Origin of the sequence: Burkholderia sp. MSh2 (genome assembly GCF_000731655.1) — a bacterium.
Classification (GTDB): domain Bacteria; phylum Pseudomonadota; class Gammaproteobacteria; order Burkholderiales; family Burkholderiaceae; genus Burkholderia; species Burkholderia paludis.
Genome location: NZ_JPGM01000038.1, coordinates 1 through 21,910 on the forward strand (window position 1 = coordinate 1; position 21,910 = coordinate 21,910).

Below are 21,910 nucleotides of genomic sequence, written 5' to 3' on the forward strand. Positions count from 1 at the left end.
TCATCGGGCGGACCTCTGTAATGCGGTAGCCAATCCGCGGATATCAGCGTGATCCACCGTCGAGACGTACTGCTACGCCGCCCTCAGGAAATTCGAATGGAACCTCTCAGCGAGAACTGAAAACCGATCCCAATTGACAGCGGGAGTCATATCAGCCGTGAAGCGTCGAGAGGTTGTTTCTCGGCGCGGGAAGTCTGGCCATCGGCGCGACACCGCCGATGGCGCCATGAGCGCGATGCCGGTTGCAGTGATGCTGCCAACTCGCCAAGGCTTCAATACGATGGGCCGAGCTTGGGTACGTCCATGCGTAGGCCCGCTCGCGTAGCGCCGACTGGACGAAGCGTTCGGCCTTGCCATGGGTCGACGCCATCCCCCCGATTCGCGGCACGCGCGGCAGACCACTTCGCGAGCCCACGGTCATCCACGGCGATCGCGGCTACGACCCGGACACCTATCGCCAGCGCTTGCGTGATCGTGGCATCAGGCCGGTGATCGCGCGACGCAGGACTGAACATGGCAGCGACCCGGCCGAATTCCGCAGGCTAGTCGAACGGGCACACTCGCGGCTCCACAAGTTCCGGCGTATTCGTATCCGATTCGATCGCCGAGCCGACATTCACGAAGCGTTCTTGAAACTTGGCTGCGCTCTCGTCTGCTGGAACATTTTGAGGCGTACGGCGCAACATTCTTGATCTGAGCTATTACGGCAAAAGCGGTATGTGTCACAGGTGCTTGAACATGCAAACGGCACCAGCATATTCATCTTCACGTCCTTATCGATTCAGGCAACCAGGAGTAACGGCCTGCCGGGAACGTAAGTGGTTTCCCCACCGGGTTTTTGAACTAGCGATATGAACGCGTCCCGCTCGCGAATGCAGATCAAAGGGCAGTGGATCCTCGCGGGCCAACGGCATCGATGTGCCCAGGTGGAAAATGCACGCATTTCCCGACAACCGGACGATCCAGAGTGAGTGCTACGCGTGCTGGAATCGACATCGCAAAAAGTGTCTTTCAACTGCACTACGTCGCCTCGGAAACCGGCCGGATTGGTGCCGAAGCATCGAGGCCAGCGCGTACCTGGTTCAGGGCACGGAATTGCGATTCGCTCAAATGGACGAGCATCCACCCCGGTGTTGCAGTGTCGGTCAACTCGCGCATGTCTGGTCAACAACAGGCTGATTGCGATTGGAAACGCGCCATCGACACGGGACAAGAGTCAGCGCGGCCCCGCCCGGGTTCATGCTCCGTTGGAAAGCGATACAAGCAGTGGCCTGAACTTTCTTGACAGTCGCGATAGTAACGCGCTGGTAGGATCGTTCGCCAATCTGTCCGGACTGTTACGTTCAGTCGTGAGATCGCCAGCGTCCGCAGTCCTTGCTCCCCAAACGAGCTCGCGAGCGTGAACGCGCCGAAGTGGAAAGAAGGCAGGATTTACCCAAGCGTATTTCTTCATACGAGTCACGCAAAACTGATCGGGACGTCGAAGATTTCGATGCTTGCCGGCGTCGGGACAGAATTGCGCGCCAAGGGTAGTGCCACGCAGTCGCGCTCGGGCGAGACGCTGTCCGGGCGCGTGTCGGCCAAAACCGGTCAAGCTTGACAATACGGCGTCGCTGGCTCCCGACTCGTTGAACTGGTTCTATTAGAGAGATTTTGGCGGTGCCCGATACACCCGGAATCGAGTATATTTCGCAATCGCTTCGGTGGTTGCATTTTTTATGAAGAATGCCTGCCGAATGACCGGCCCGCGCCAAGTGAAAGACTGCATTGATGATTAAAAAACCAAGCATGAAGTGCTGACAAAGGAGATTGCCGGTCTCATGTTGCTTAAGGTGCCGGGATGATCCGCGTGGAGACGGATGTAATTGCACGCTGGCGTAATACATTCATAAAATTTCTGGCTCAATTGGAGCCAGGCAGCGGGTTGTCGGCGCGTATTCGACTCGGGAAGGATCGTGTCGATCGATCACATTGCCCGTTGGGTGGAAGCCGCGCGATGAAGCGTTCCGACGGACGGAGATGGTCGGGTTCGGGTTGCGCCTCGCGGTTTTCAATACGTCGCCGGGTGACCGGACGAGGTGGGCGCATCGAGCTGGTTGGCGGGAACGCATGATGAACAAACGTATGGCGCACGAAGCGAGTGCAAAGACAATGCTTTTGCCGTTGCCCTTGGCGCTGGTGCGAAGTATATCGCTTGAAAACCACATGTCGCTTGCCGCGATGCGTAGCGGATATGGTAGCGCCGAAACGTTGTGCGTACTATTGCGCGTGCTGTACATGCTTTTCTTCATGCTTGACGGAAGCTATGGCGATGGAGATATTCCACGACTGTTGGAGACGGAATCGGCGCTTGAGAAATCCGTTCATGCGGTAGCCTCTGGAAAGGACTGGCACCTCGACGAAGCGAGCTTGCTGGCGATGGAAGAGGTTATGTCGCGCTTCGATGAGGTCGTCGCGAACGTGTCGGTGTCTCTTTACCAGGAGTCTTGGGAGAAGACGGCCGAGTTTGCTCGATCTGCGTTGCAGTCGCCGATACCAGCTAGCCAGGTTGGAGAGGTATGGCTGCTCGCCGAGTGAATCGCGCGGAAACCGAGCGCGTGCAATTCCAGCGTGGGGGCGTTTGGCCGCACGCTTCTCGACGTGACGTGAATTCACCGAATTTCCCCGGAATCCGCCCGCGGCATGAAATCGCGGGCCGCGCTCGCGCACCTTCTGGACATGCTCACGCTACCGTGACAACGCTATTCGAAGTGATGCGCGAAATCTCGAAGGAAGACATCACGGTGCTGCTCGTCGAGCCGAACGCGCGCCTCGCGCTGCAGGCGGCCGACCGTGGCTACGTGATGGATTCGGGCATGGTCGCGATGGAAAGCGATGCGATGCAGGTGGCTGACGATCCGAAGGGACGGGGTGCGTATCCGGGCGAGTAACGCTATGCTGTCACGCTGCCCGCGCCTGCCGGCGCGGGCTGTGTCAACGGACCGCTTCGGTCCTGCTGTACCTGTAGTGCCAGTCAATTCTGACCCAACAAGGGATATCGATAATGTACAAATCGCTTCTTACGGGCTGTGCCGCAGCCGCAGCGCTCTCTTTTGCACTTTGCAATACGGCTTCGGCCGATACGATTGTCAAGATCGGACACGTCGCTCCGCTAACGGGTGGCTCGGCTCACCAGGGCAAGGACAACGAAAACGGTGCTCGCCTTGCGATCGAGGAGATCAATGCGAAGGGTCTCGTGATCGCCGGCAACAAGGTCACGCTGCAACTCGATCCGCAAGACGACGCAGGCGATCCGCGGCAGGCGACGCAAGTAGCGCAGAAGCTCGTCGACGACAAGGTCATTGGTGTGGTGGGTCACGAAACATCGGGCACGTCGATTCCGGCGTCGAAAATCTACAGCGATGCCGGAATCGTGCAGATTTCGCCGTCGGCGACGAATCCGACCTACACGCAGCAAGGCTTCAAGACGGCCTATCGCGTCGTTGCGACCGATGCACAGCAGGGGCCGGCGCTCGCGAGCTATGCCGCCAAGTCGATGGGAGTCAAGAAGGTGGCCATCGTCGACGATTCGACCGCATACGGTCAGGGCCTGGCTCAGGAGTTCGAAAAGGCGGCGAAGGCCGACGGACTGAACGTTGTGTCGCATGATGCGACGAACGACAAGGCGATTGACTTCCGTGCGATCCTCACAAAGATCAAGGGCGAGAATCCCGACGCCATCATGATCGGCTCGATGGACGCGACGGGTGGTGCATTTGCAAAGCAGGCCAAGCAACTCGGCCTGCGGGCAAAGATCCTCGCCGGCGATGGCGTCTGCACGGCCAGTATCGCCGATCTGGCAGGCGCGGCGGCGGCCGACAACATCGTCTGCTCGCAGGCCGGGGTCGGCCTCGATCAGATGGCGGGCGGTGCGGCGTTCGCGGCGAAGTACAAGAAGCGTTTCGGCCAGGACGTTGTGCTGTATTCGCCGTATACGTACGACTCCGTCTACATCATCGTCGATGCAATGAAGCGTGCAAACTCGACCGACCCGGCCAAGGTTCTCGCGGCCATGCCGAAGAGCGACTACAAGGGCGTGATCGGTGAAACGACTTTCGATGCAAAGGGCGACCTGAAGCACGGTGTTATTTCGATCTACACCTACAAGGATGGCAAGAGGACATTCATCAACAAGGTGTCGATGTAACGAAGCGTTGGTTCATGTCTTGACATAAATCACGCTCCAAAGGTCGAAGGTTTATTCGACCTTTGGAGTGTCTTTGAATTGTCTGGAGGTCGGTAAACCACCCGTTTCGAGGGGCGTACATCTTGTACGGCGACAACCGATTGTCCCTTCATGGTCGGAAACTCCCGATCGCTTCGAACGAACCATTCGATACGTTCGATGGTAAGGCAGGGATCGATGACAATTGCGGTGCGTTCCAATGGACTATGTGCCCAAGCGGCGTGAGTGTCGATGACACGAAGCTTGAACGCCCCGACGCCGGGGCAACGTAAGGATTGCGTTGGATTTCAAGTTCGATAAATTCAATCTCCTGAACTCAAGGCAACGCGCGTTTGATGAGCCTGCGCGAGACGCTGACGGCGTATTTCCCGCATCTACGAATCGTGAGCAGATGACGGCGCAAGCCGATGCGAGCAACGCGACATGAGTATCGAACTCCCGTTCGAAGCGGATACGCAACTTGCCGAAGCCGGCCAGCCACGCATGGGTACGTTCGACAACCCAGCGGTGACGACCGAGCTTTTTGCTGCTCTCGATACGACGACGAGCGATGCGTGTCGTGATGCGCGTCGCTTCAACGATTCCCGGCAATGCGCATAGTCGTATTCCTTGTCCACATGGACTTTGTCCAGGCGTTGCCGCGGTCGCCGGGGTATCCCTCGCACCGGTCGAATCCGGTACTGCCTCAAACACTTCCGGTCAGGCCCCCCCAACCGGCAACCCGCTATCCCCGATCTGGTTCGGCGCCGCCTTGTCGTCCTGCCCGATCAAACTGTTCCATAGCGCACGGAGTTCGGTTTCTCCCGGCGATCCCATGGCCTCCGTGCGAACCGCGGTATGAACGAGGACAAAACCGGACACCGGATCGACAAACATCCGTTGTCCGTGGATGCCTTCCAGCGCGAACGCCCCGTGCGACCCGGGCAACAGCCAAACCTGGTATCCATAGCCTCCCGGAAGATCGCCACGGCCCAACGCGAGATACGAGCCCGGCGCGACGGGCCGGGTGGCATCCAGCACCCACTGTCGCGGAACGATCTGCCGGCCGTTGAACCGGCCGGCGTGCGCAAGCAGCAGCCCGAACCGGGCGTAGTCCCTCAGCGTGGCATTGAGACAGCAGTTGGCGATTTCCTGCCCCGTGTCGTCGGTGATCCAGCTCGCGTTGCCTTCCGCCCCCATCGGCTGCCAGATGCGCGTCTGCAAATAGTCGGAAAGGGTCATGCCGGTGGCGCGGGTCAGCACGACACCCAGCACTTCGGTGTCGAGGCTGGCGTAGTTGAACACGCTGTCCGGTTCCGCAACCCGCGTGTTGAACTGCTTGATCGCGGCAACGGGGCCGGGGCCGGCGGGCGAGAACAGCAGCCGATGCAGCGTCGTATCGTCGTCGGATCCGGAATACTTTTGCGTAAAGGCAATGCCGGACGCCATGTGGAGCAGCGCGCGAATCGGTACCGCGCCCATCCCGGTGTTCCGAAGCTCCGGCACATATGCCTGCACCTTGTCGTCGACGGACGCAATCCTGTGTTCCGCGACGGCGATGCCCACAAGCATCGCGACGAAGGTCTTTGCCATCGAGTCCGACTGCAAGCGATCCCGATCCGTGCGCCCGTACTGGTAATGCTCGAACAGGATCGTGTCGTCTCTTGCAATCAGCAGGCCCGTTGTGGGGTTGCGCGCCAGATAGTCGTCGATGGTCAGCGAACGCCGGTCGTATCGATAGGTCACGCCCAGTTCGGCCGGTGCGCGCTCGAGTGTCGAAGGCGTTGCGGCTTTTCCAACGACATGCGACGGATGCAGGCTGTCGAAGTGAGCGTAATTTCCGACCATGTTCTGCTGGCGTAGCAGGGGCGATCCCACCGGATAGTCGAGGTTCTCGCCGTAGGCCGCTGCGTCCGGGCCCGTCGGCGAGAAGACAGGATTCGCACCGTGTCCGTTTCCGGCACTGGCCGGCACGGGCGGGGCGGCCACGACGAGGGAAAGCGCGCAAGCAAGGCAGCGAACGGTATTCACGGCAGGACTTCTCCGGGGTCATGATCGGGGCGCGGATTGCTTGCTCGGGGCAGGCCCGAACGCAATGCCGGCTTGCAAAAAACGATGTGCGGCGCCGTGGCGTTGACACGTGTTGCGAGGCGGCGATTGCAGGGTGTTTCAGATACGGATGGCGCGGTGCAGATGGCGGCGCGCGATCACGGCACGCACGTCATGCCTGCAAATCGCCGCGACGGCACGACACGCGGACTTGCGTCGCCCGGCGCTCCGACACCCCGGCATCGACGATCCGCGCGGGCCGCCCCGGCGCTCATCCCCGCTTGACGACCGTGTCCTGCGCGCCGAGCAGGCGGCCGTCTTGCGAGCGCAGTTCCAGACGCTTCACGGGCTTCCCGTGTCGGCGATCCACCAATTGCACGTGCGTCTCTTCAGGATCGAAGAAATACGTTTCGCCCCATTGACGGAGCGCCACCAGCAGCGGAAACAGTCCGCGGCCTTTGTCCGTCAGGACGTACTCGTGATAAGCGCTGCCGTCGGACGCCGGCACGGTTTCCAGAATGCCGTGTTCCACCAGGTTGCGCAGTCGTGTCGACAGAATGTTCTTGGCCAGCCCCAGGCTTTTCTGAAACTCGCCGAAACGGGTCAGGCCGTCGAAGGCATCCCGGACGATCAGCAGCGACCACCAGTCGCCGATGGCGTCGAGGGGGCGCGCCACCGGGCAACTGGCGTCTTTGTGGCTGGTGCGCTTGACCATCGGCTTCTCCTGCTCGCGCCGCTTCCGATCCCGGAACGTCCCCGGAATATCGTCCGCCGCGCTTCGATTGCCTCCGGCCGGACGTCTTCGCATCCCGCCTTCGGCACATCCTGGTTGCTCATGAAAATTCGGTTGCATAGTAAAACCAAGTCTGCTACAAAGCAAATGGTTTCAAGATGCAACCGCATCCCGGCGTACCTGGAACATTGCGCTGGCGCCCGCTGCCGATCGACCCGCAATCCCGCCTGTTTCCCGACCTGCTGCCCTGGACGAGTCTGCTCATGACCTATTACCGCACCGCAATCGTCGACGATCTCAAGATTTTCTACCGCGAGGCCGGCGATCCGTCGCATCCGACGCTGCTCCTGCTGCACGGATTTCCCGCCTCTTCGTTCATGTATCGCGATCTCATCGCGAGGCTGTCGCATCGTTTCCATCTCGTTGCGCCGGATTACCCCGGCTTCGGCCACAGCGACGCGCCGTCGACGGATGCGTTTTCCTATACGTTCGACCGGCTGTCCGAGGTGATCGAGCGGTTTGCCGAGCAACTGGGCCTTGACCGGTACGGCCTGTACATGCAGGATTTCGGCGGCCCGGTGGGCTTGCGCATCGCGAGCCGGCGACCGGAGCGGGTGTCGTTCCTGGTGGTGCAGAACGCCAACGCGTATGAGGAAGGCTTGCCCGACAGTTTCTGGGGGCCGGTGCGCGAACTGTGGCGGGACCCGTCCCCGGCCCGCTACGAGAAGATCCGGGAAGCCGGCATGTCCGCGGCGGCGCTGGAGTGGAACTACACCCACGGCGTCCGCGACGTGGAGCGGATCGACCCCGACAGCTGGCTGCTGCAGCGTGCGCTGCTGGAGCGGCCCGGCAACAAGGACGCGATGCTGGCGCTGCTGTACGACTACGGCAGCAATCCGGGGCGTTATCCGGCATGGCAGGCGTACTTCCGCGCGCATCAGCCGCCGACGCTCGTCGTCTGGGGCAAGAACGACGCCATCTTCCCGCCATCCGGCGCGTATCCGTATCAGCGGGACCTGAAGCTGGTCGATTTCAATGTGCTGGAAACGGGGCATTTCGCGCTGGAAGACCACGGTGAAGTCATCGCCGCGCACATCGAGCGGTTCCACGGCACCCTGTCGGCCTGACGCCGCCGCTCCTCGCGGAGCACGCCATGCATCGAAGCGTCGACGCCCTCTCCGTCGCGCCGTCTGCCGCGCGGCGGCGAGCCACGGGAAGGTCCACGGACGTGACAGGCGCCGCATGCCACCTTGGGCGCCTCCCGTGGGCGTATGTCAGCGCGCTCGTGCGGTCATCCGCAGCGTTCCGGCTCCGGACGGGAGGCCATCACGGAGAGTGCGGCCAGGTCACGCCGATCGCGCGTCGCCGACACGAGCTGCCGGGTGCAGGCATGTCGAGGGGAATGCAGCGTCTGAAGCGTCTCGCCGGTTTCGACGATGCGCCCGTTCTGCATGACCGCGATTCGATGTGCGGTTGCGTGCAGCACGTCGATGTCATGGCTGATGAGAACGTAGCTGAGCCCGTGGCGGCGCTGCAGGTCGACCAGGAGCGCGAGGATGGTGCGCTGGACCGATACGTCGAGGGCGCTGGTGGGCTCGTCGAGCACGAGAATGCGTGCGTCGACGGCGAGCGCGCGCGCGATGGCGATACGCTGACGCTGCCCGCCGGAGAACTGGTGCGGATAGCGCGCGGCGGCGTCGGCCGGCAGGCCGGTCTCGGCAAGCAGTGCGGCGACGCGCGCGCGACGCGCATCGGGCGTCAGGTGCGGGTGATGCAGCGTCAACCCTTCGCCGACGATCTCGCCGACCGTCAAGCGCGGCGGCAGCGAGCCGAACGGATCCTGAAACACCATCTGCACGTGGGCCGCACGCGCCATCCGCGACGACATCCGCGACGACGCCTGCGCGCGGTCGAGCCCGGCAAAGCCGATGGTGCCGCCGAGCGGCCGTAACAGGCCGAGGATGGTCGATGCGAGCGTCGACTTTCCGCAACCCGACTCGCCGAGCACGCCGAGCGTTTCTCCCTCGCGCAGATGGAGATCGATGCCGTCGAGCACCGGCGACACATCGCTGCGAAACACGCCGCGCCAGCCGCGTGCCCGCTGACGATAGCCCGCGCGGAGCCCGTCGATTTCCAGCACGCGCGGCGCGTCGGCCGCGAGCGGCGCGAGCGTGCGCGCCGGCACGCTGCCGAACAACATCCGCGTGTACGGATGCCGCTGCGCGGCGAACAGCGCGCCGGTTTCGCCGCTTTCGACGATCTCGCCGTCACGCATGACGGCAACGCGGTGCGCGAAGCGGCGCACGAGGTGCAGGTCGTGGGTGATCAGCAGCACCGCGAGCCCGGATTCGTCCTCCTGCAATCCGATCAGCAGGTCGACGATTTGCTGGCGGGTCGTGGCATCGAGGGCGGTGGTGGGCTCGTCGGCGATCAGCAGGCGCGGCCGGCAGGCGAGCGCCATCGCGATCATCGCGCGCTGGCGTTGCCCGCCGGACAACTGATGCGGATGGCAATCGAGCTTGCGCTCGGGCTGGGGAATGCCGGTGCGGCGCAGCAGCGCGATGGCGCGGTCCCGCGCGGCCGCGCCGCGCAGGCCCGCGTGCAGAAGGAGGCTTTCGCGGATCTGCCGGCCGATGCTCCACACCGGATTCAGCGCGGTCATCGGTTCCTGGAACACCATGGCGATGTCGCGCCCGCGCACGCCGCACCAGTCTGCCTCGGTATTGCCGAGCAGTTCCTTCCCGTCGAGGCGCACGCTGCCGCTGACCGCGGCGCCGTCGGCGAGGCCGAGCATCGCGAGCGCGGTGAGGCTCTTGCCCGACCCCGATTCGCCGACAAGCGCGACCCGTTCGCCGCGCCCGATCGACAGGTCGAGACCCTTGACCACCGGGTGCGTGCCGAAGCGGATCCGCAGGTTTTCCACTGCCAGTACGGGCGTATTCATGTGCGTGACGAACCCTGGGCGCCCGGCTTCCGGACGGCGAGCGCATCGCGCAGCGCGTCGCCGATGAAGGTGAGCAGGAGCAGTGTGATGACGAGTGCCGCGATCGCCGTGGCCGAGATCCACCATGCGTCGAGATGGTTCTTGCCTTCGGCGAGCAGCTCGCCGAGGCTCGGTGCGGGCGGCGGCACCCCCAGGCCGAGGAAGTCGAGGCTCGTGAGCGCGACGATGGCGGTGCTCATCCGGAACGGCAGGTACGTGATGACGGGCGTGAGGCTGTTGGGCAGGATGTGCCGCCACATGATCTGCCGGTCGGAGAGGCCGAGCGTGCGCGCGGCGCGCACGTAATCGAGCGAGCGCTTTTGCAGGAATTCGCCGCGCACGTAGTCGGACAGCGTGATCCAGCCGAACGCGGCGAGCAGCACGAAGAGGAGCGGCAGGCTCGGTTCGAAGATCGACGAGAGGATGATGAGCAGATAGAGGTCGGGCAGCGCATTCCAGATCTCGATGAAGCGCTGCCCGACGAGATCGACGCGTCCCGCGTGATAGCCCTGCAGCGCGCCGGCGAGCACGCCGAGCAGCGCGCCGGAGAGCGTGAGCGCGAGCGCGAACAGGATCGAACTGCGAAAGCCGTAGAGCACGCGCGAGAAAACGTCGCGGCCGAACGCATCGGTGCCCAGCCAGTTCTCCCGGGAGGGCGGCGCGGGAAACGGCGTGGCCGCGTGATAGTTCACGGTGTCGTAGCGATAGTGATCGGGCGCGTAGAGCGCGAGATTGCCGTCGCGGCCGAACTGCTCGCGGATGAACGGGTCGAGATAGTCGGCTTCGGTCGGCAACGTACCGCCGAATCGGGTATCGGGGTACGTGCGCACCGCGGGAAACAGCCATTCGCCGTCGTATCGCACGAGAAGCGGGCGGTCGTTGGCGATGAAGCCCGCGAACAGGCTCGCGACGAACAGCGCGGCGAACACGACGAGGCTGGCGAAGCCGGCACGGTGCGCGCGAAAGCGCCGCCAGAAGCTCGCCGTGCGGGCGGTCGGCGCGAAACGGGCCACGGCAAGGCGCGGCGCCGGCGGTCGAAGAGGGGTGATGGCAGCCATGATGGACGAAGGGGTCAGGGGGCGTTGCCGCCGAAATGAATGCGTGGATCGATCAGCGCATAGGCGATGTCGCCGACGAGCTTCGCGACGAGGCTCACCACGGTGAACACGAACAACGCGCCGAGCACGACCGGATAGTCGCGGCCGATGATGGCGTCGTACGAGAGCCGGCCGACGCCGTCGAGCGAGAACAGCGTTTCGATGAGCAGGCTGCCGCTCACGAATGCCGCGACGAACGCGGCCGGAAAGCCGGTGACGAGCGGGATCAGCGCGTTGCGCAGCACATGTCGCCACACCACGCGCTGGCGCGACGCGCCTTTCGCGCGGGCGGTCAGCACGTATTGACGCGTGAGCTCGTCCAGGAACGCGTTGCGCGTGAGCAGCGAGACGACCGCGAGATTGCCCGCGACCGCCGCCGTGACGGGCAGGACCAGATGCCACAGACGGTCGACGATGCGGGCGCCGAAGGCGAGCTGGTCGTAGCCGTCCGACGCCAGGCCGCCCAGCGGAAACACGTGCAGGAACAGGTTGCCGCTGAAGAGCATCAGCAGCAGCACGCCGAGCACGAAGCCGGGAATGGCGTATCCCGCGAGCAACGCGATGCTCGTCGCGACGTCGAACGGCGTGCCGTGGCGCAGGGCCTTCGCGATGCCGAGCGGCACCGAAATCAGGTAGGTGAGCGCGAGCGACCAGCCGCCGAGCGCGACCGTGACGGGCAGCTTGCTGACGATCAGGTCCCATACCGACCGATGCTGGAAGAACGACTGGCCGAGATCGAGGCGCGCGTAGCGACCGAGCATCCGCACGTAGCGCGTGAGCGGCGGCGCGTCGAAGCCGAATTCGTGGCTGATCGCCGCGATCTGCGCGGGATCGACGCCTTCATTGCCGTGATAGCCGCCGCCTCCGCTCGTGCTTTCGCCGTGCAGCGAGGTCCCCTGGAGGCGCGCCATGACCTGTTCGACGGGGCCGCCGGGCACGAACTGCATGATGATGAAAGTGAGGGTCAGCACGCCGAGCAGCGTCGGCACCATGAGCAGCAGCCTGCGGCCGATGTACGCGATCATGAGCGGCCTCCGTCGTTGCGCAGCGGCGCGCCCGCTTGCGGATGCCACCAGCCGATGACCCAGTCGGCCCAGCCGTACTGCCGCGGCACGCTCGACGGCGGCGCGATGCGCGCATTCCACGCGATGCGCGCATGCGTGATGTGCCATTCCGGCACCATGATGTGTTCGCCGAGCAGCACCCGGTCGAGCGCACGCGTTGCCGCGACCAGCGCGCTTTCGGACGGCGCGCGCTGGACGGCGTCGATGAGCGTGTCGATCGCGGGCGACGCCACGCCCGCATAGTTTTCCGAGCCGGGCGTGCGTGCCGCCGCGCTGCCGAAGCGGCGCGCAAGCTCCGCGCCCGGAATGCTGGCCGGGCGATAGCCCATGGTGGTCATGTCGAAGTCGAAATGCTTGAGCCGCTCGTTGATGACGGCCTGGTCCATGATGCGCACGCGCGCGTCGATGCCGAGCCGCCGCAGGTTGCGCACCACGATCATCAGGATGCGCTCCATCCCGCTGCCGTCGTCGAGCAACTCGACGGCGAGCGGCGCGCCGGCCGCGTTGCGCAGCACGCCGTCGCGGTACTGCCAGCCCGCGCTCGCGAGCAGGGCTTCGGCCCTGGCGAGGTTGCGCCGCAGGCCGTTGGGGGCCGACGTGTCGGGTTGCGGCGGCAACGGCCCGAACACGACGGGCGGCACCGCGTCGCGCAGCGGCTCGAGCAGCGCCAGCTCGGCATTGCCCGGTGCGCCCGTGGCCGCAAACTCGCTGCCGTCGAAATAACTGCGGCTGCGCGTGTATTGCCCGTAGAACATGTTGCGGTTGATCCATTCGTAATCGAGCGCGAGCCCGATCGCCTCGCGCACGCGCACGTCCTGGAACTTCGCGCGGCGAAGGTTGAAGATGAGGCCTTGCGCACTGTTGATGCCGTATTCGGGAAATTCGCGTTTGCGGAGCGTGCCGTTCGCGAAACCCGGGCCATCGTAGTTGTGCGCCCATTGTTCGGCGCTGCCTTCGAAGAGCGCGTCGATTTCGCCCGCGCGGAACGCCTGCAGCGGCGCGTACGGATCGCTGTAGAGCCGGAAGCGTATCGTCGAGAAATTGAACATGCCGCGCCGCACCGGCAAATTCGCGCCCCAGTAGCGGGGGTTTCGCCGATAGACGATCTCGCGGTTGCCTGCACGCGACGCGATCACGTAGGGGCCGCTCGCGAGCGGCTCGACCGTCGCGAGCTGATCGAAGCGCGGCGTGCCGCCGTCCGGCGTACGCCCCCAGTTTCGTGAAAATACGTAGAGATCGCCCGCCGTGAGCGCCGCGCGACGATCGGCGCGGCGGAACTCGAAGCGAACGGTGTGTGCGTCCACCACGACGGCGTCGCGGATCAGCGCATAGCGGCTGCTGTAGACGGGCGATGTCGCCGGGTTCGTCAGGCATTCGAACGAGTAGCGTACGTCGTCGGCGGTGACGGGGTCGCCGTTCGAGAAGCGGGCGGCCGGGTCGAGATGAAACGTGGCCGAGAGACCGTCCGGCGCCACCGCGACCCGGTCGGCAAGCAGTGGGTACTGGACGCCGACCTCGTCGAGACTGCGCTGCATCAGCGTCTCGAATGCAAGATTGAGCAGGTCGGGCGCCGCATTGCCGCGCAGCAGGAACGGGTTCAACGAATCGTAGGACGAGACTTCCCCGTAGTTGGACAGCGTGAGCGTGCCGTCGCGAGGCGGCGCGGGATCGGCGTAGGCAAAGCGCGTCAACGCGGAGCCGGGCCGGGCGTCGCCGAATTCGGAGAGCGTGGTCCGCCAGCCGGGCGCCGGCGCGGGAGGCGCGGCGGGCGCGATCGCGGCCCGGGCCGGCGCGACGACGCATAGCGCAATGCACGCCGCGATCCGCCACGCTGCACGGCGGCCGGCACGACGTGGATGACGCGGAAACGAGCGGCCGGGGCGTGTCATGGATGCCCCGGCTGCGTGACCAGCGACAGCTTCGCGATGCCCGCATGCTGGATCGCCCCCATCACTTTCGCGACGGGCCCGTACGGCACGGTTTCGTCGGCCTGCAGCGAGACCGCGAGATCGGCGTCCTGCCGCTTGCGCGCTTCGAGCTGACTTTCCACCTGCGCAAGCGGCACCTGCTGCTTGTCGAACCATACGGCGCCGGCGGCATCGACGCTCACCGCGAGCGGCTTCCTGGGATCGGCGGAGGCCGTGGCTTCGGTCTTCGGCAGATTGACGTGAATCGCCTTGTTGAGCAGCGGCGCGGTGACGATGAACGCGACGAGCAGCACGAGCATCACGTCGACGAGCGGCGTGATGTTGATTTCGCTGAGGACGTCGTCGTCCTGGCTGGAAGAGGAAAAGGCCATTATGCGGTGGCCTCCTGCGCGCGAACGAACGACGCCGCGCCGCGTTCCGCGCGCGACGGGGCCGTGCCGGCGGCGTCCGCGCCGTCGCGCGCGAGACGGAAATGATCGCGCTGCGCGAGCGCGTAGAGATCGCCTGCGTGGTCGTCGAGGCGCGCCACGACCACCTTCACGCGCCGCACGAACACGTTGTAGGCAAGCACGGCAGGCACGGCCACCGCAATGCCGATGCCGGTGGCGACGAGCGCCTCGCCGATCGGGCCGGCCACGACGTCGATGCTGGCCGACGCCGCGTTCGAGATCGCGCCGAGCGCGTGGATGATGCCGAACACGGTGCCGAACAGGCCGACGAACGGCGCGACGCTGCCGACCGATGCAAGCCATGCGAGCGAATGTTCGAGACGGCGGCGTTCGTGGCCGATCTGCCGTGCGAGCTGGCGCTCGAGCGTGTCCTGACGGCTCCACAGATCTTCCGGCGTTTCGCCGGGGAAGGCGTGCGCGTCGGCGAGCGCATCGAGGGCGGCTTGCGTGACCCGCGCCTTGGGGCCGGCCGGCAGCGGCCGCGCGGCGATTTCGCGCAGGCCGTTCGCGTCGGCGAGCGATGCGCTGGCGCGGCCGTCGGCCAGCGCCGCGCGGACATGCTGGACGGTCTTGATGACGATGATCGTCCAGGTGGCGACGGAAAAGAGGCCGAGCGACCACAGCGCGCCCTGCACGATGACGGTAAGCGTGAGCGAATTCATGTTCGAGCTCCTGATGTGTCAGTCAAGTTGGAAATTCAGGGGAACGTCGACCCAGCCGTCGACGGGTGTCGTTCCGCGCCTGGCCGGCACGAAGCTCCAGCGGCGCACGGCCGTGACGGCGGCGTCGTCGAGCACGCGATGTCCGCTTGAGCTGCGCAACTCGACCTGATCGGGCGTGCCGTTCGCGAGAACGTGCACGTGCAGGACGACCTTGCCCTGCCAGCCGTAGTCCTGCGCGATGGCCGGATAGGCGGGCGCGGGATTGCGGAGGTAGTCGGCATTGCCGTCCGGCAGCGTGGTTTTCTCGGCGGCCGGCGTCGCGATTGCGCGCGGCGCCGCCGGCGGCGCCGCCACGGCCGTGTCCGCCGGAGCGGGCGAGGGCGCCGCCGCCGGGGGCGGCGGCGTGCTGGAGAGCGGCGTGGGTGCGGGCGCGGGACGCGGGCGGGGCGGATGGGCGTTGCGCGCCTGCGGCAGCGGCTTCGGCGGCGTGACGCTGGCGGCCTTCGGCGCCTGCGGCAACGGCTCGGGCGGCGCCGTCATCTCGAGTGCGATGGGGGGCGTGACGAGCGGCTTGCTCGCCGGTGCCGGCGCGTGCAGCCACGTCCAGACCAGTGCGGCATGCAGCGCCGCCGCGCCCAGCGCGCATGCGAGCGCGGTGCGCGGCGAAACGGCGGCGGCGTCGCGCGGGCCGCGCGCCTCCGGTGTGCGTGCTCGATGGTCCCGCGAGCGAGCCGCATCGTGGGCGTGCGTTTCCCGGCGCGGCGTCGTGAGCGCGAGATACGTCGCCCGGCGGCGCTCGCCCGGCATCGGGCCGTTCCATGACAGGTGCACGGCGCTCACAGGTCGAACCTCGCGTTCAGCGCCACCGTGCGCGGTTGACCGACGAAGATGTAGTCGGACTGCAGGAAGCCCCAGTAGTGGCGGTTGAAGAGGTTGTCGACTTCGGCCCGCAGCGTGACCCCATGCCCGCCGATCGTCGTGCGGTAGCTCAGGCCGGCGTTGAAGAGCGTGTAGCTCGGCAGCACATACTGGTTGAGCGCATCGGCCTTCATGTTGCCGAAATAGTGCGCCTCGGCGCTCGCGGTCACGCCGGGCAGGCCCGGGATGCGATCGCTGACCTGCAGCACGCCTTGCCAGCGCGGGATGCCCTCGATGCGCTTGCCGACGAGATCGGCCTCGGTTTCGGTATAGGTGCCCGACAGCCACGATGCGCTCGCCGAGATGCGGAACCCCGCAGGCAGGTCGACGCGGCCATTCAGCTCGAGGCCCTCGATACGCTCGGAGCCGTTCGACACATAGACGTTTTGCGCGTTGCCGTATTCCGCGCCACGCTCGATCCGGAAGAGCGCCGCCGAGGCGCCGGCCCTGCTGCCGTCGTATTTCACGCCCACCTCGTACTGCTTGCTCTTGAGCGGCGACAGCACTTCATATGCGTTGGCATAGGTCGGGCCCGCGGTCCCGCCGTCCTCGAGCGCCTCGACATAGCTTGCGTAGAACAGCAGGTCGTTGCGCGGCCTGAACATCAGCGCGAGCGTGGGCGTGGTGGGCGTGAGCGTATAGACGCTGGCCGTGGCGCCGGGCTTGGTCAGCGACGACTGGTGATAGCTGGTGTAGCGGATGCCGGCAAGGATCGACCAGTACTTCAGGAAACTCAGCGTGTCGCTTGCGAACACCGACTTCTGCTGCGAGCTGAAGTTGTCGAACTGGAGGCCGTAGTCATACGTGCCGTTCCACGTGTGCGTGACGATCGGCTGGTAGAGGTTGTTCGCGCCGATGTCGGTGTAGAGCGCCGCGGGCACGGTCTTCTTGCTGAGCCATTGCTCGGACGCACCGACCACGACCTGATGATCGACCGGGCCGGTCGAGAACTTGCCTTCCAGCGTGGCCTGCACCTGATCGTAGATCGACGAGCCGCGCGCGCGATTCAGGAACGTATCGAAGTCGCCCTGTTCATTGAGCAACCCGAGCCATTGCCCGGAGTAACTGCGTTCGTCCTTGCTGTGGCTGTAGTCGACTTTCGCCTGCCAGACGGGATTGATTTGCCAGTGCAGGCCGGTCGTCGCGAAGTAGACGTTCGAATTGAACCACGTGTCGTTGTATGCGGACAGGTTCGTACGGCCGCTCAGCGCATTCGGCAGCGCCTTGCTCGTATACGAATCGAGCGTGAGATCCTGGATGCCGCCTTCGACCTTGCGCGACTGGTAGATCCCGTCGAACGTCCAGGTCAGGCCGTTTGCCAGGCGCGCGTCGAGCGACAGCGATTCCGAATTGCGCAGCACATGCGATCCGTTGTAGGTATCGCCCTGCTCGTGCGTGATGTTGAAGCGATAGCCGAACATGTGTTCCGGGCCGAAGCGGCCGCCGGTATCGATGTGCTCGCTGAACACGCTGTCCGAACTGTAGCCGACGTCCGCGCTGAACGTGAAGGTTTCGGTGGGCTTCTTCGTGACGAAATTGATGATGCCGCCCGGGGCGCCGAAGCCGTACATGAAACCGGACGAGCCCTTGAGCAACTGGATCGAGTCGAACGATTCGACCGGCAGTTCCACCGTCGTCATGTAGAACGGCAGCCCGTTGATCTTGTAGCCGTTGTAATCGTCGAGGGCGATGCCGCGCACGTTGATCGAGTAGGCATTGAACGAGTAGGTGTCGCCGAGCGACATGACCGCTGCATCTTCCGAGAAGACCTTGCCAAGCGCCTTGACCTGGCGATCCTCCAGGTCCTGCTGCTTCACGACACGCGTGGAGAACGGCGTTTCGAGGTCGGAGCGCGTACCGAGCGCGCCGCTCGACACCTGCGGCGCCTGGCGACGCGCGCCGTTCACGGTCACGGTGGGGAGGCTCCTGGCCTTGTCGGCATCCTGGCGAGCGCCCTTGCCGGACGGGTCGCGCGTCTCGGGGGTCGAGGCGGCGGCCGGAGCGGGGTCGGTCTCGGCGTGCGCAAGCGACAGCGATCCGGCGCCCAGCATCAGCGCGGACAACACGTGGATCCTGAATTTCCTGTCTTTTATATTCAGGAGTGCGATATATTGAAATTTCATTTTTCGATTTGAATCCAGATCGGATCAGCCGATGTTGAACATCACGTTTGAGAAGTGGGGTGCCGCTCCACGAAGGCGCTCAGCATCTCGACGAAATGGTCGAATGCCTGATCCGGAATGGATCGATCCCGTACGAACAGTTCCTGAAAGCACAAGCCGCGAATGAAGCAGGCGATCACGTAGCGGGTGAGCATGGGCGTTGCGGCGTTGTCGATCGACGTGCCCGGCAGGTGCGTGCTCACGTCCGCGCCGATCGAATGCGTGAGCAGCGCGACGTTGAAGCGTTCCCGAAGATCCTCGTCGTTGCGCAGCGCCCAATAGAACTCCTGCGTCATCGAAAACGTCTCCTGCATCTGGATGCGCCAGGCGGCGACTTCCTCGCGCACGGAGGCTGCGCTGTGAATCCGCTGCTGGAGCGAGGTCAGCTTGCCTTCCAGCCACTCGACGTACGATGCGACGAGCAGGTCGTTCTTGTGCGGAAAGTGATGCAGCAGCGCGCCGCGGGAGAACCCGGCCTGGTTGCAGATCTCGGTGATCGATGTCCTGGCGAGCCCGATTTCGTTCATGCATCGCAGCGTCGCATCGATCAGTGCCTGACGGGTCGTGGCGCGACGTTCGCTTTGCGGGCGTCGCTGGCGGCCCGTGGCGGGGGACGTGAGTAGGGTCATAGGGCTGAGGCGTACCGGTGCCGGAGCTTGCCCGACGCGGCACGTCGATTCGAACGAAAATAAAACAGTACGCTCGGCATCTTAGTGACCCTGCCAAAGCCAGTCCAAGGATATATCGTCACATACTAAGATCCGGATTTCGGACGAGCGTACTGTTTTTGAATCCGGTCGTCCGGTTGACGCGATTGCGCGGCGGCGTGGAGTCGCCCCTCTCGCGGAGGCGGTGGAACGCGCGCAAGGCGGGAGGAGAGAGCGGGTTCGGTGCCGCAAATGAGGGGGCGGAAGGAGCCCCGATGAACATCGTCGGCGCATCCGGGCACCGTCTCTCGCCGGCCTCCGCGCATGCCACCCGCGTCGGGTTGCCGGGGCGCGCGGCCGGACGAAGGTGCCGCCGTCGCATGACGGCGGGCGCCGGGGCGGCCCGCCTTGCGCGTGCCGCCCTTACTTCACGCCGACGAAGCGGCGCGTCGCGCCGCTTCGTTCACGCCGGTCGTCAGAAATCCGACCGCAACGTGAGCATCACGTTGCGCTTGTCGCCGAACACGCTGTAGAAGCGGCTCGGCGGCCGGATGTAGTAGTCGCGGTTGAACACGTTGTTCAGTTGCAGCGACGCCTCGAGATGCTTGTTGATGCGGTAGCCGAGCTGCGCATTGAAAATCGCGTACGCACCTTGTTCGACGCCGCGCGTGATGCGCGTCTGCGCGAGCATGCCGCCGCCGACCGACACCCCGCGCAGCAGGCCGCGCGAGAACGTGTACTTCGTCGACAGCTTGAACAGGTGCTTCGGATCGGTGCCGTCCGTGAGGTAGGCGTCGCTGCCGCTGTCGTATTGGGCATCCAGATACGTGTAGCCCGCATAGACGTTCCAGTCCGGCGCCGGCTGCCCCGTCACCTCGAGTTCGACGCCCTGATCGCGCACGTGGCCTTCCGCCAGGGAGAAGTTCGGGTGCCACGGGTCGCTCACCGCGCGGTTGTTGTCGTTGATCCGGAACAGCGCGGCCGTCGCGTCGAGCCGGCCGTCGAGGAAGCTGCCCTTCACGCCCACTTCGTATTGCTCGCCGGTGCGCGGCGGCAGGCCGCCGCCGCCGTAGAACGTCTCCGACTGCGGCGTCACGAAGCGCGAGTAGCTCGCATACGCGGCCAGCCACGGCGCGACGTCCCACACGAGGCCCGCCGACGGCAGGAAGCGGTGGTCGATCTGCGCGCCGGTCGTCCAGTCCTGCACGGTCGGCAGCAGCGTCTGCGAACGCGTCTGCACGAACGCCTCGCGACCGCCGAGCACGAGCGTCAGCGGATCCGCCAGACGGATGCGCGCCTGCGCATAGAAGCCGTACTGCACGGTGCGGTCGTTCTCGCCGTACGTGTAGGGCACGTCGACCGCCGGCACCGCGTTCGGGTCGAACAGGTTGTAAAGCCCGCCGTACGGCCCCTTGAGCGCGACATAGCCGGAATGGGCCGTGGTCGACATCACCGTGTAGTTCGCGCCGAACGTCAGCGTATGCGTCTGCCCGAACAGCCTGACGGGTCCCGACACGTTGGTGTCCGCGCCGAACCAGTCGAACGTGTTGCGCTGCCGCTGATCGCCGAACCGCGCGAGCCCGTTGGGCAGCGAACCGGGGCCCGCATACGCGTAATAGCCTTTCGTCAGTTCGTGGCGGTAGAACAGCGTGGTCGACGACGTCCAGTCGTTCGCGAAGCGGTGCACGAGATTGCCGCTGACCTCCTGCATCGACGTATACGAGTAGTTCCAGCTCGGGCTGAAGTTCTGCGTATAGGCGCCCGGCACGCGCCCGGTGAGTGCGGTCATCGACGCGTTGACGACGCCGCTCGCGCCGTAGTCGAGGCCCGACACCGGCGACACCTGATAGGCGGCCGACAGCGACAGCGTCGTGCGCGGCGAGACGTCGTAGTCGAGCGCGCCGTACGCCAGCACGTTCTTGTTGCGGGTCCGGTCGACCGACGCGAGCCCGTCGCTGCCGACCAGCACCGCGCGGCCGCGCAGCGAACCGTCCTTGTTCAACGGGCCCGTCACGTCGACCATCTGGCGCACGCTGCCGAACGAGCCGACCTGCGTCTCGGTCGACAGGTGGAACTGGTCCTGCGGCCGCTTGCGCACGAGATTGACCGTGCCGCCCGGTTCGCCCGCGCCGTCGATCACGCCGGCCGGGCCGCGCTGCACCTCGACGCGGTCGTACATCGCGAGGTCGAACTGCTGCTTGTACTGCAGCCCGCTCGCGATCGGCACGCCGTCGAACTCGACGCCGAGCTGGGTGCCGCGCGCGCGGAAATACGCGGTGCCGTCGCCGTAGGCGACCGACGTCACGCCCGTCATGTAGCGCAACGCGTCCTCGAGCCTCGTCAGGTTCTGGTCGTCCATCTGCTGGCGCGTCATCACCGACACCGAGCGCGGGATCTCCTTCAGCCGTTCCGCCGTCCTGCCCGCGATCGTCGCGCGCTTCGCCGCATACGAACCCGAGCCTTCGGTGGTCGCGTCGGCCTGCGCGGTCGCGGTGACGCTCACCGCCGGCAGCGCTTCGGCGTTCGCGCCCGGGGCGGTCTGCGCCCGCACGCACGGCGACGCGATGCCCAGCATCGCCAGCGCCAGCGGCGTCACGCACGGCGCCCGCAGTCGCCATCCGGTCATCGGTGCGCGCAGCGCCCCCGAGCGGTCCGTTGTTGTTCTCATTGCACTCATCCCACTGTTGAAAAGACGCACGACGTCCTCCCGCCGATGGCGGGCACGACAGGTTTCCGGGGGACGTTGTTGTAGACGGGTTTCGACGGGCCCCGTTGCCCTCGGCCGCGCATCGCGCGCCGCGGCATGCGTGTCGGGCCGCTCGCTCCCGCCGCGCGACGGCCGACCGGCCGTGCGACAATGGCGTAAACGAGAATCATTACCGACGTTTCAGGGTATGCGCCCTGAAGCCTTGCCAGGTAAGGAGCTTATCGGGTCGCTGAAAAGAAAGGCTGACAATCGATAGCGAATTTTTGACAAAATGAGGTGAATTCGCGATAGGCCTGCCGGCCGGTTT

The 21,910-nt window shown here is 65.2% G+C and carries 17 protein-coding genes and 4 pseudogenes; 7 read left to right on the forward strand and 14 right to left on the reverse strand.

The annotated features are described in order from the left end of the window. Positions 1–151 precede the first annotated feature (151 nt). A pseudogene (locus GQ57_RS40020) lies at positions 152–361 on the reverse strand (integrase core domain-containing protein); the annotation flags it as partial. Here GQ57_RS40020 and GQ57_RS40025 point away from each other — a divergent pair. The 6 genes and pseudogenes from GQ57_RS40025 to GQ57_RS23690 form a co-directional block, all read left to right on the forward strand. After that, positions 351–692: pseudogene (locus tag GQ57_RS40025) on the forward strand (IS5/IS1182 family transposase); the annotation flags it as partial. The pseudogenes GQ57_RS40020 and GQ57_RS40025 overlap by 11 nt on opposite strands. Before the next feature lie 707 nt (positions 693–1,399). Beyond that, positions 1,400–1,600, forward strand: coding sequence for a hypothetical protein (locus GQ57_RS41990; RefSeq protein WP_152603333.1), 201 nt, complete (start codon positions 1,400–1,402; stop codon positions 1,598–1,600). 240 nt (positions 1,601–1,840) lie between these two features. Next, positions 1,841–2,113, forward strand: coding sequence for a DUF746 domain-containing protein (locus GQ57_RS44415; protein WP_152603334.1), 273 nt, complete (start codon positions 1,841–1,843; stop codon positions 2,111–2,113). After that, on the forward strand, positions 2,110–2,577 hold the full coding sequence (locus GQ57_RS23685) for a hypothetical protein (protein ID WP_034199185.1): 468 nt from the start codon (positions 2,110–2,112) through the stop codon (positions 2,575–2,577). The genes GQ57_RS44415 and GQ57_RS23685 overlap by 4 nt, the downstream gene beginning before the upstream one ends. Before the next feature lie 155 nt (positions 2,578–2,732). Further along, positions 2,733–2,930, forward strand: a pseudogene (locus GQ57_RS40030) (ABC transporter ATP-binding protein); the annotation flags it as partial. Positions 2,931–3,043: 113 nt separating this feature from the next. After that, the gene (locus GQ57_RS23690) at positions 3,044–4,186 is read left to right on the forward strand and encodes a branched-chain amino acid ABC transporter substrate-binding protein (protein ID WP_407638598.1); all 1,143 of its coding nucleotides are present in this window, start codon (positions 3,044–3,046) and stop codon (positions 4,184–4,186) included. Positions 4,187–4,597: 411 nt separating this feature from the next. Here the strand turns inward: GQ57_RS23690 and GQ57_RS43830 are convergent. From GQ57_RS43830 to GQ57_RS23700, 3 genes and pseudogenes are all read right to left on the reverse strand, one after another. Beyond that, positions 4,598–4,899, reverse strand: a pseudogene (locus tag GQ57_RS43830) (transposase); the annotation flags it as partial. A gap of 25 nt (positions 4,900–4,924) precedes the next feature. Then, complete coding sequence (locus GQ57_RS23695) at positions 4,925–6,235, reverse strand: serine hydrolase domain-containing protein (RefSeq protein WP_052001455.1); 1,311 nt, start codon at positions 6,233–6,235, stop codon at positions 4,925–4,927. Positions 6,236–6,524: 289 nt separating this feature from the next. Continuing rightward, positions 6,525–6,968: a winged helix-turn-helix transcriptional regulator gene (locus GQ57_RS23700; RefSeq protein ID WP_031400675.1), complete on the reverse strand. Its 444-nt coding sequence runs from the start codon at positions 6,966–6,968 to the stop codon at positions 6,525–6,527. 176 nt (positions 6,969–7,144) lie between these two features. Between GQ57_RS23700 and GQ57_RS23705 the strand changes: the two genes are divergently transcribed. Continuing rightward, positions 7,145–8,113, forward strand: coding sequence for an alpha/beta fold hydrolase (locus GQ57_RS23705; protein ID WP_235215116.1), 969 nt, complete (start codon positions 7,145–7,147; stop codon positions 8,111–8,113). A gap of 164 nt (positions 8,114–8,277) precedes the next feature. On the opposite strand, the gene GQ57_RS23710 is transcribed toward GQ57_RS23705, so the two are convergent. The 10 genes from GQ57_RS23710 to GQ57_RS23755 all read right to left on the reverse strand — a co-directional run bounded on the left by GQ57_RS23710 (position 8,278) and on the right by GQ57_RS23755 (position 21,564). After that, a complete protein-coding gene (locus GQ57_RS23710) occupies positions 8,278–9,930 on the reverse strand; it encodes an ABC transporter ATP-binding protein (protein WP_034199186.1) in 1,653 nt (550 codons plus the stop codon). After that, the gene (locus GQ57_RS23715) at positions 9,927–11,027 is read right to left on the reverse strand and encodes an ABC transporter permease (RefSeq protein WP_034199187.1); all 1,101 of its coding nucleotides are present in this window, start codon (positions 11,025–11,027) and stop codon (positions 9,927–9,929) included. The genes GQ57_RS23710 and GQ57_RS23715 overlap by 4 nt, the downstream gene beginning before the upstream one ends. Before the next feature lie 14 nt (positions 11,028–11,041). Next, the gene (locus GQ57_RS23720) at positions 11,042–12,091 is read right to left on the reverse strand and encodes an ABC transporter permease subunit (protein WP_034199188.1); all 1,050 of its coding nucleotides are present in this window, start codon (positions 12,089–12,091) and stop codon (positions 11,042–11,044) included. Beyond that, positions 12,088–14,019, reverse strand: a complete 1,932-nt coding sequence (locus tag GQ57_RS23725) for an extracellular solute-binding protein (protein WP_031400680.1) — start codon at positions 14,017–14,019, stop codon at positions 12,088–12,090. The genes GQ57_RS23720 and GQ57_RS23725 overlap by 4 nt, the downstream gene beginning before the upstream one ends. Beyond that, entirely contained in the window at positions 14,016–14,429 is a 414-nt protein-coding gene (locus GQ57_RS23730; RefSeq protein WP_034199189.1) for an ExbD/TolR family protein, read from the reverse strand. The genes GQ57_RS23725 and GQ57_RS23730 overlap by 4 nt, the downstream gene beginning before the upstream one ends. Further along, entirely contained in the window at positions 14,429–15,169 is a 741-nt protein-coding gene (locus GQ57_RS23735; protein WP_031400682.1) for a MotA/TolQ/ExbB proton channel family protein, read from the reverse strand. The genes GQ57_RS23730 and GQ57_RS23735 overlap by 1 nt, the downstream gene beginning before the upstream one ends. 18 nt (positions 15,170–15,187) lie before the next feature. Continuing rightward, positions 15,188–16,009 (reverse strand): energy transducer TonB, encoded by an 822-nt coding sequence (locus GQ57_RS23740; protein WP_052001456.1) that lies wholly within the window; start codon positions 16,007–16,009, stop codon positions 15,188–15,190. Beyond that, a complete protein-coding gene (locus GQ57_RS23745) occupies positions 16,006–18,210 on the reverse strand; it encodes a TonB-dependent siderophore receptor (protein ID WP_235215117.1) in 2,205 nt (734 codons plus the stop codon). Before GQ57_RS23745 ends, GQ57_RS23740 begins: the two co-directional genes overlap by 4 nt. A gap of 41 nt (positions 18,211–18,251) precedes the next feature. Continuing rightward, the gene (locus GQ57_RS23750) at positions 18,252–18,878 is read right to left on the reverse strand and encodes a TetR/AcrR family transcriptional regulator (RefSeq protein WP_031400685.1); all 627 of its coding nucleotides are present in this window, start codon (positions 18,876–18,878) and stop codon (positions 18,252–18,254) included. Positions 18,879–19,371: 493 nt separating this feature from the next. After that, entirely contained in the window at positions 19,372–21,564 is a 2,193-nt protein-coding gene (locus tag GQ57_RS23755; RefSeq protein WP_034199190.1) for a TonB-dependent siderophore receptor, read from the reverse strand. Between the last annotated feature and the right edge of the window lie 346 nt (positions 21,565–21,910).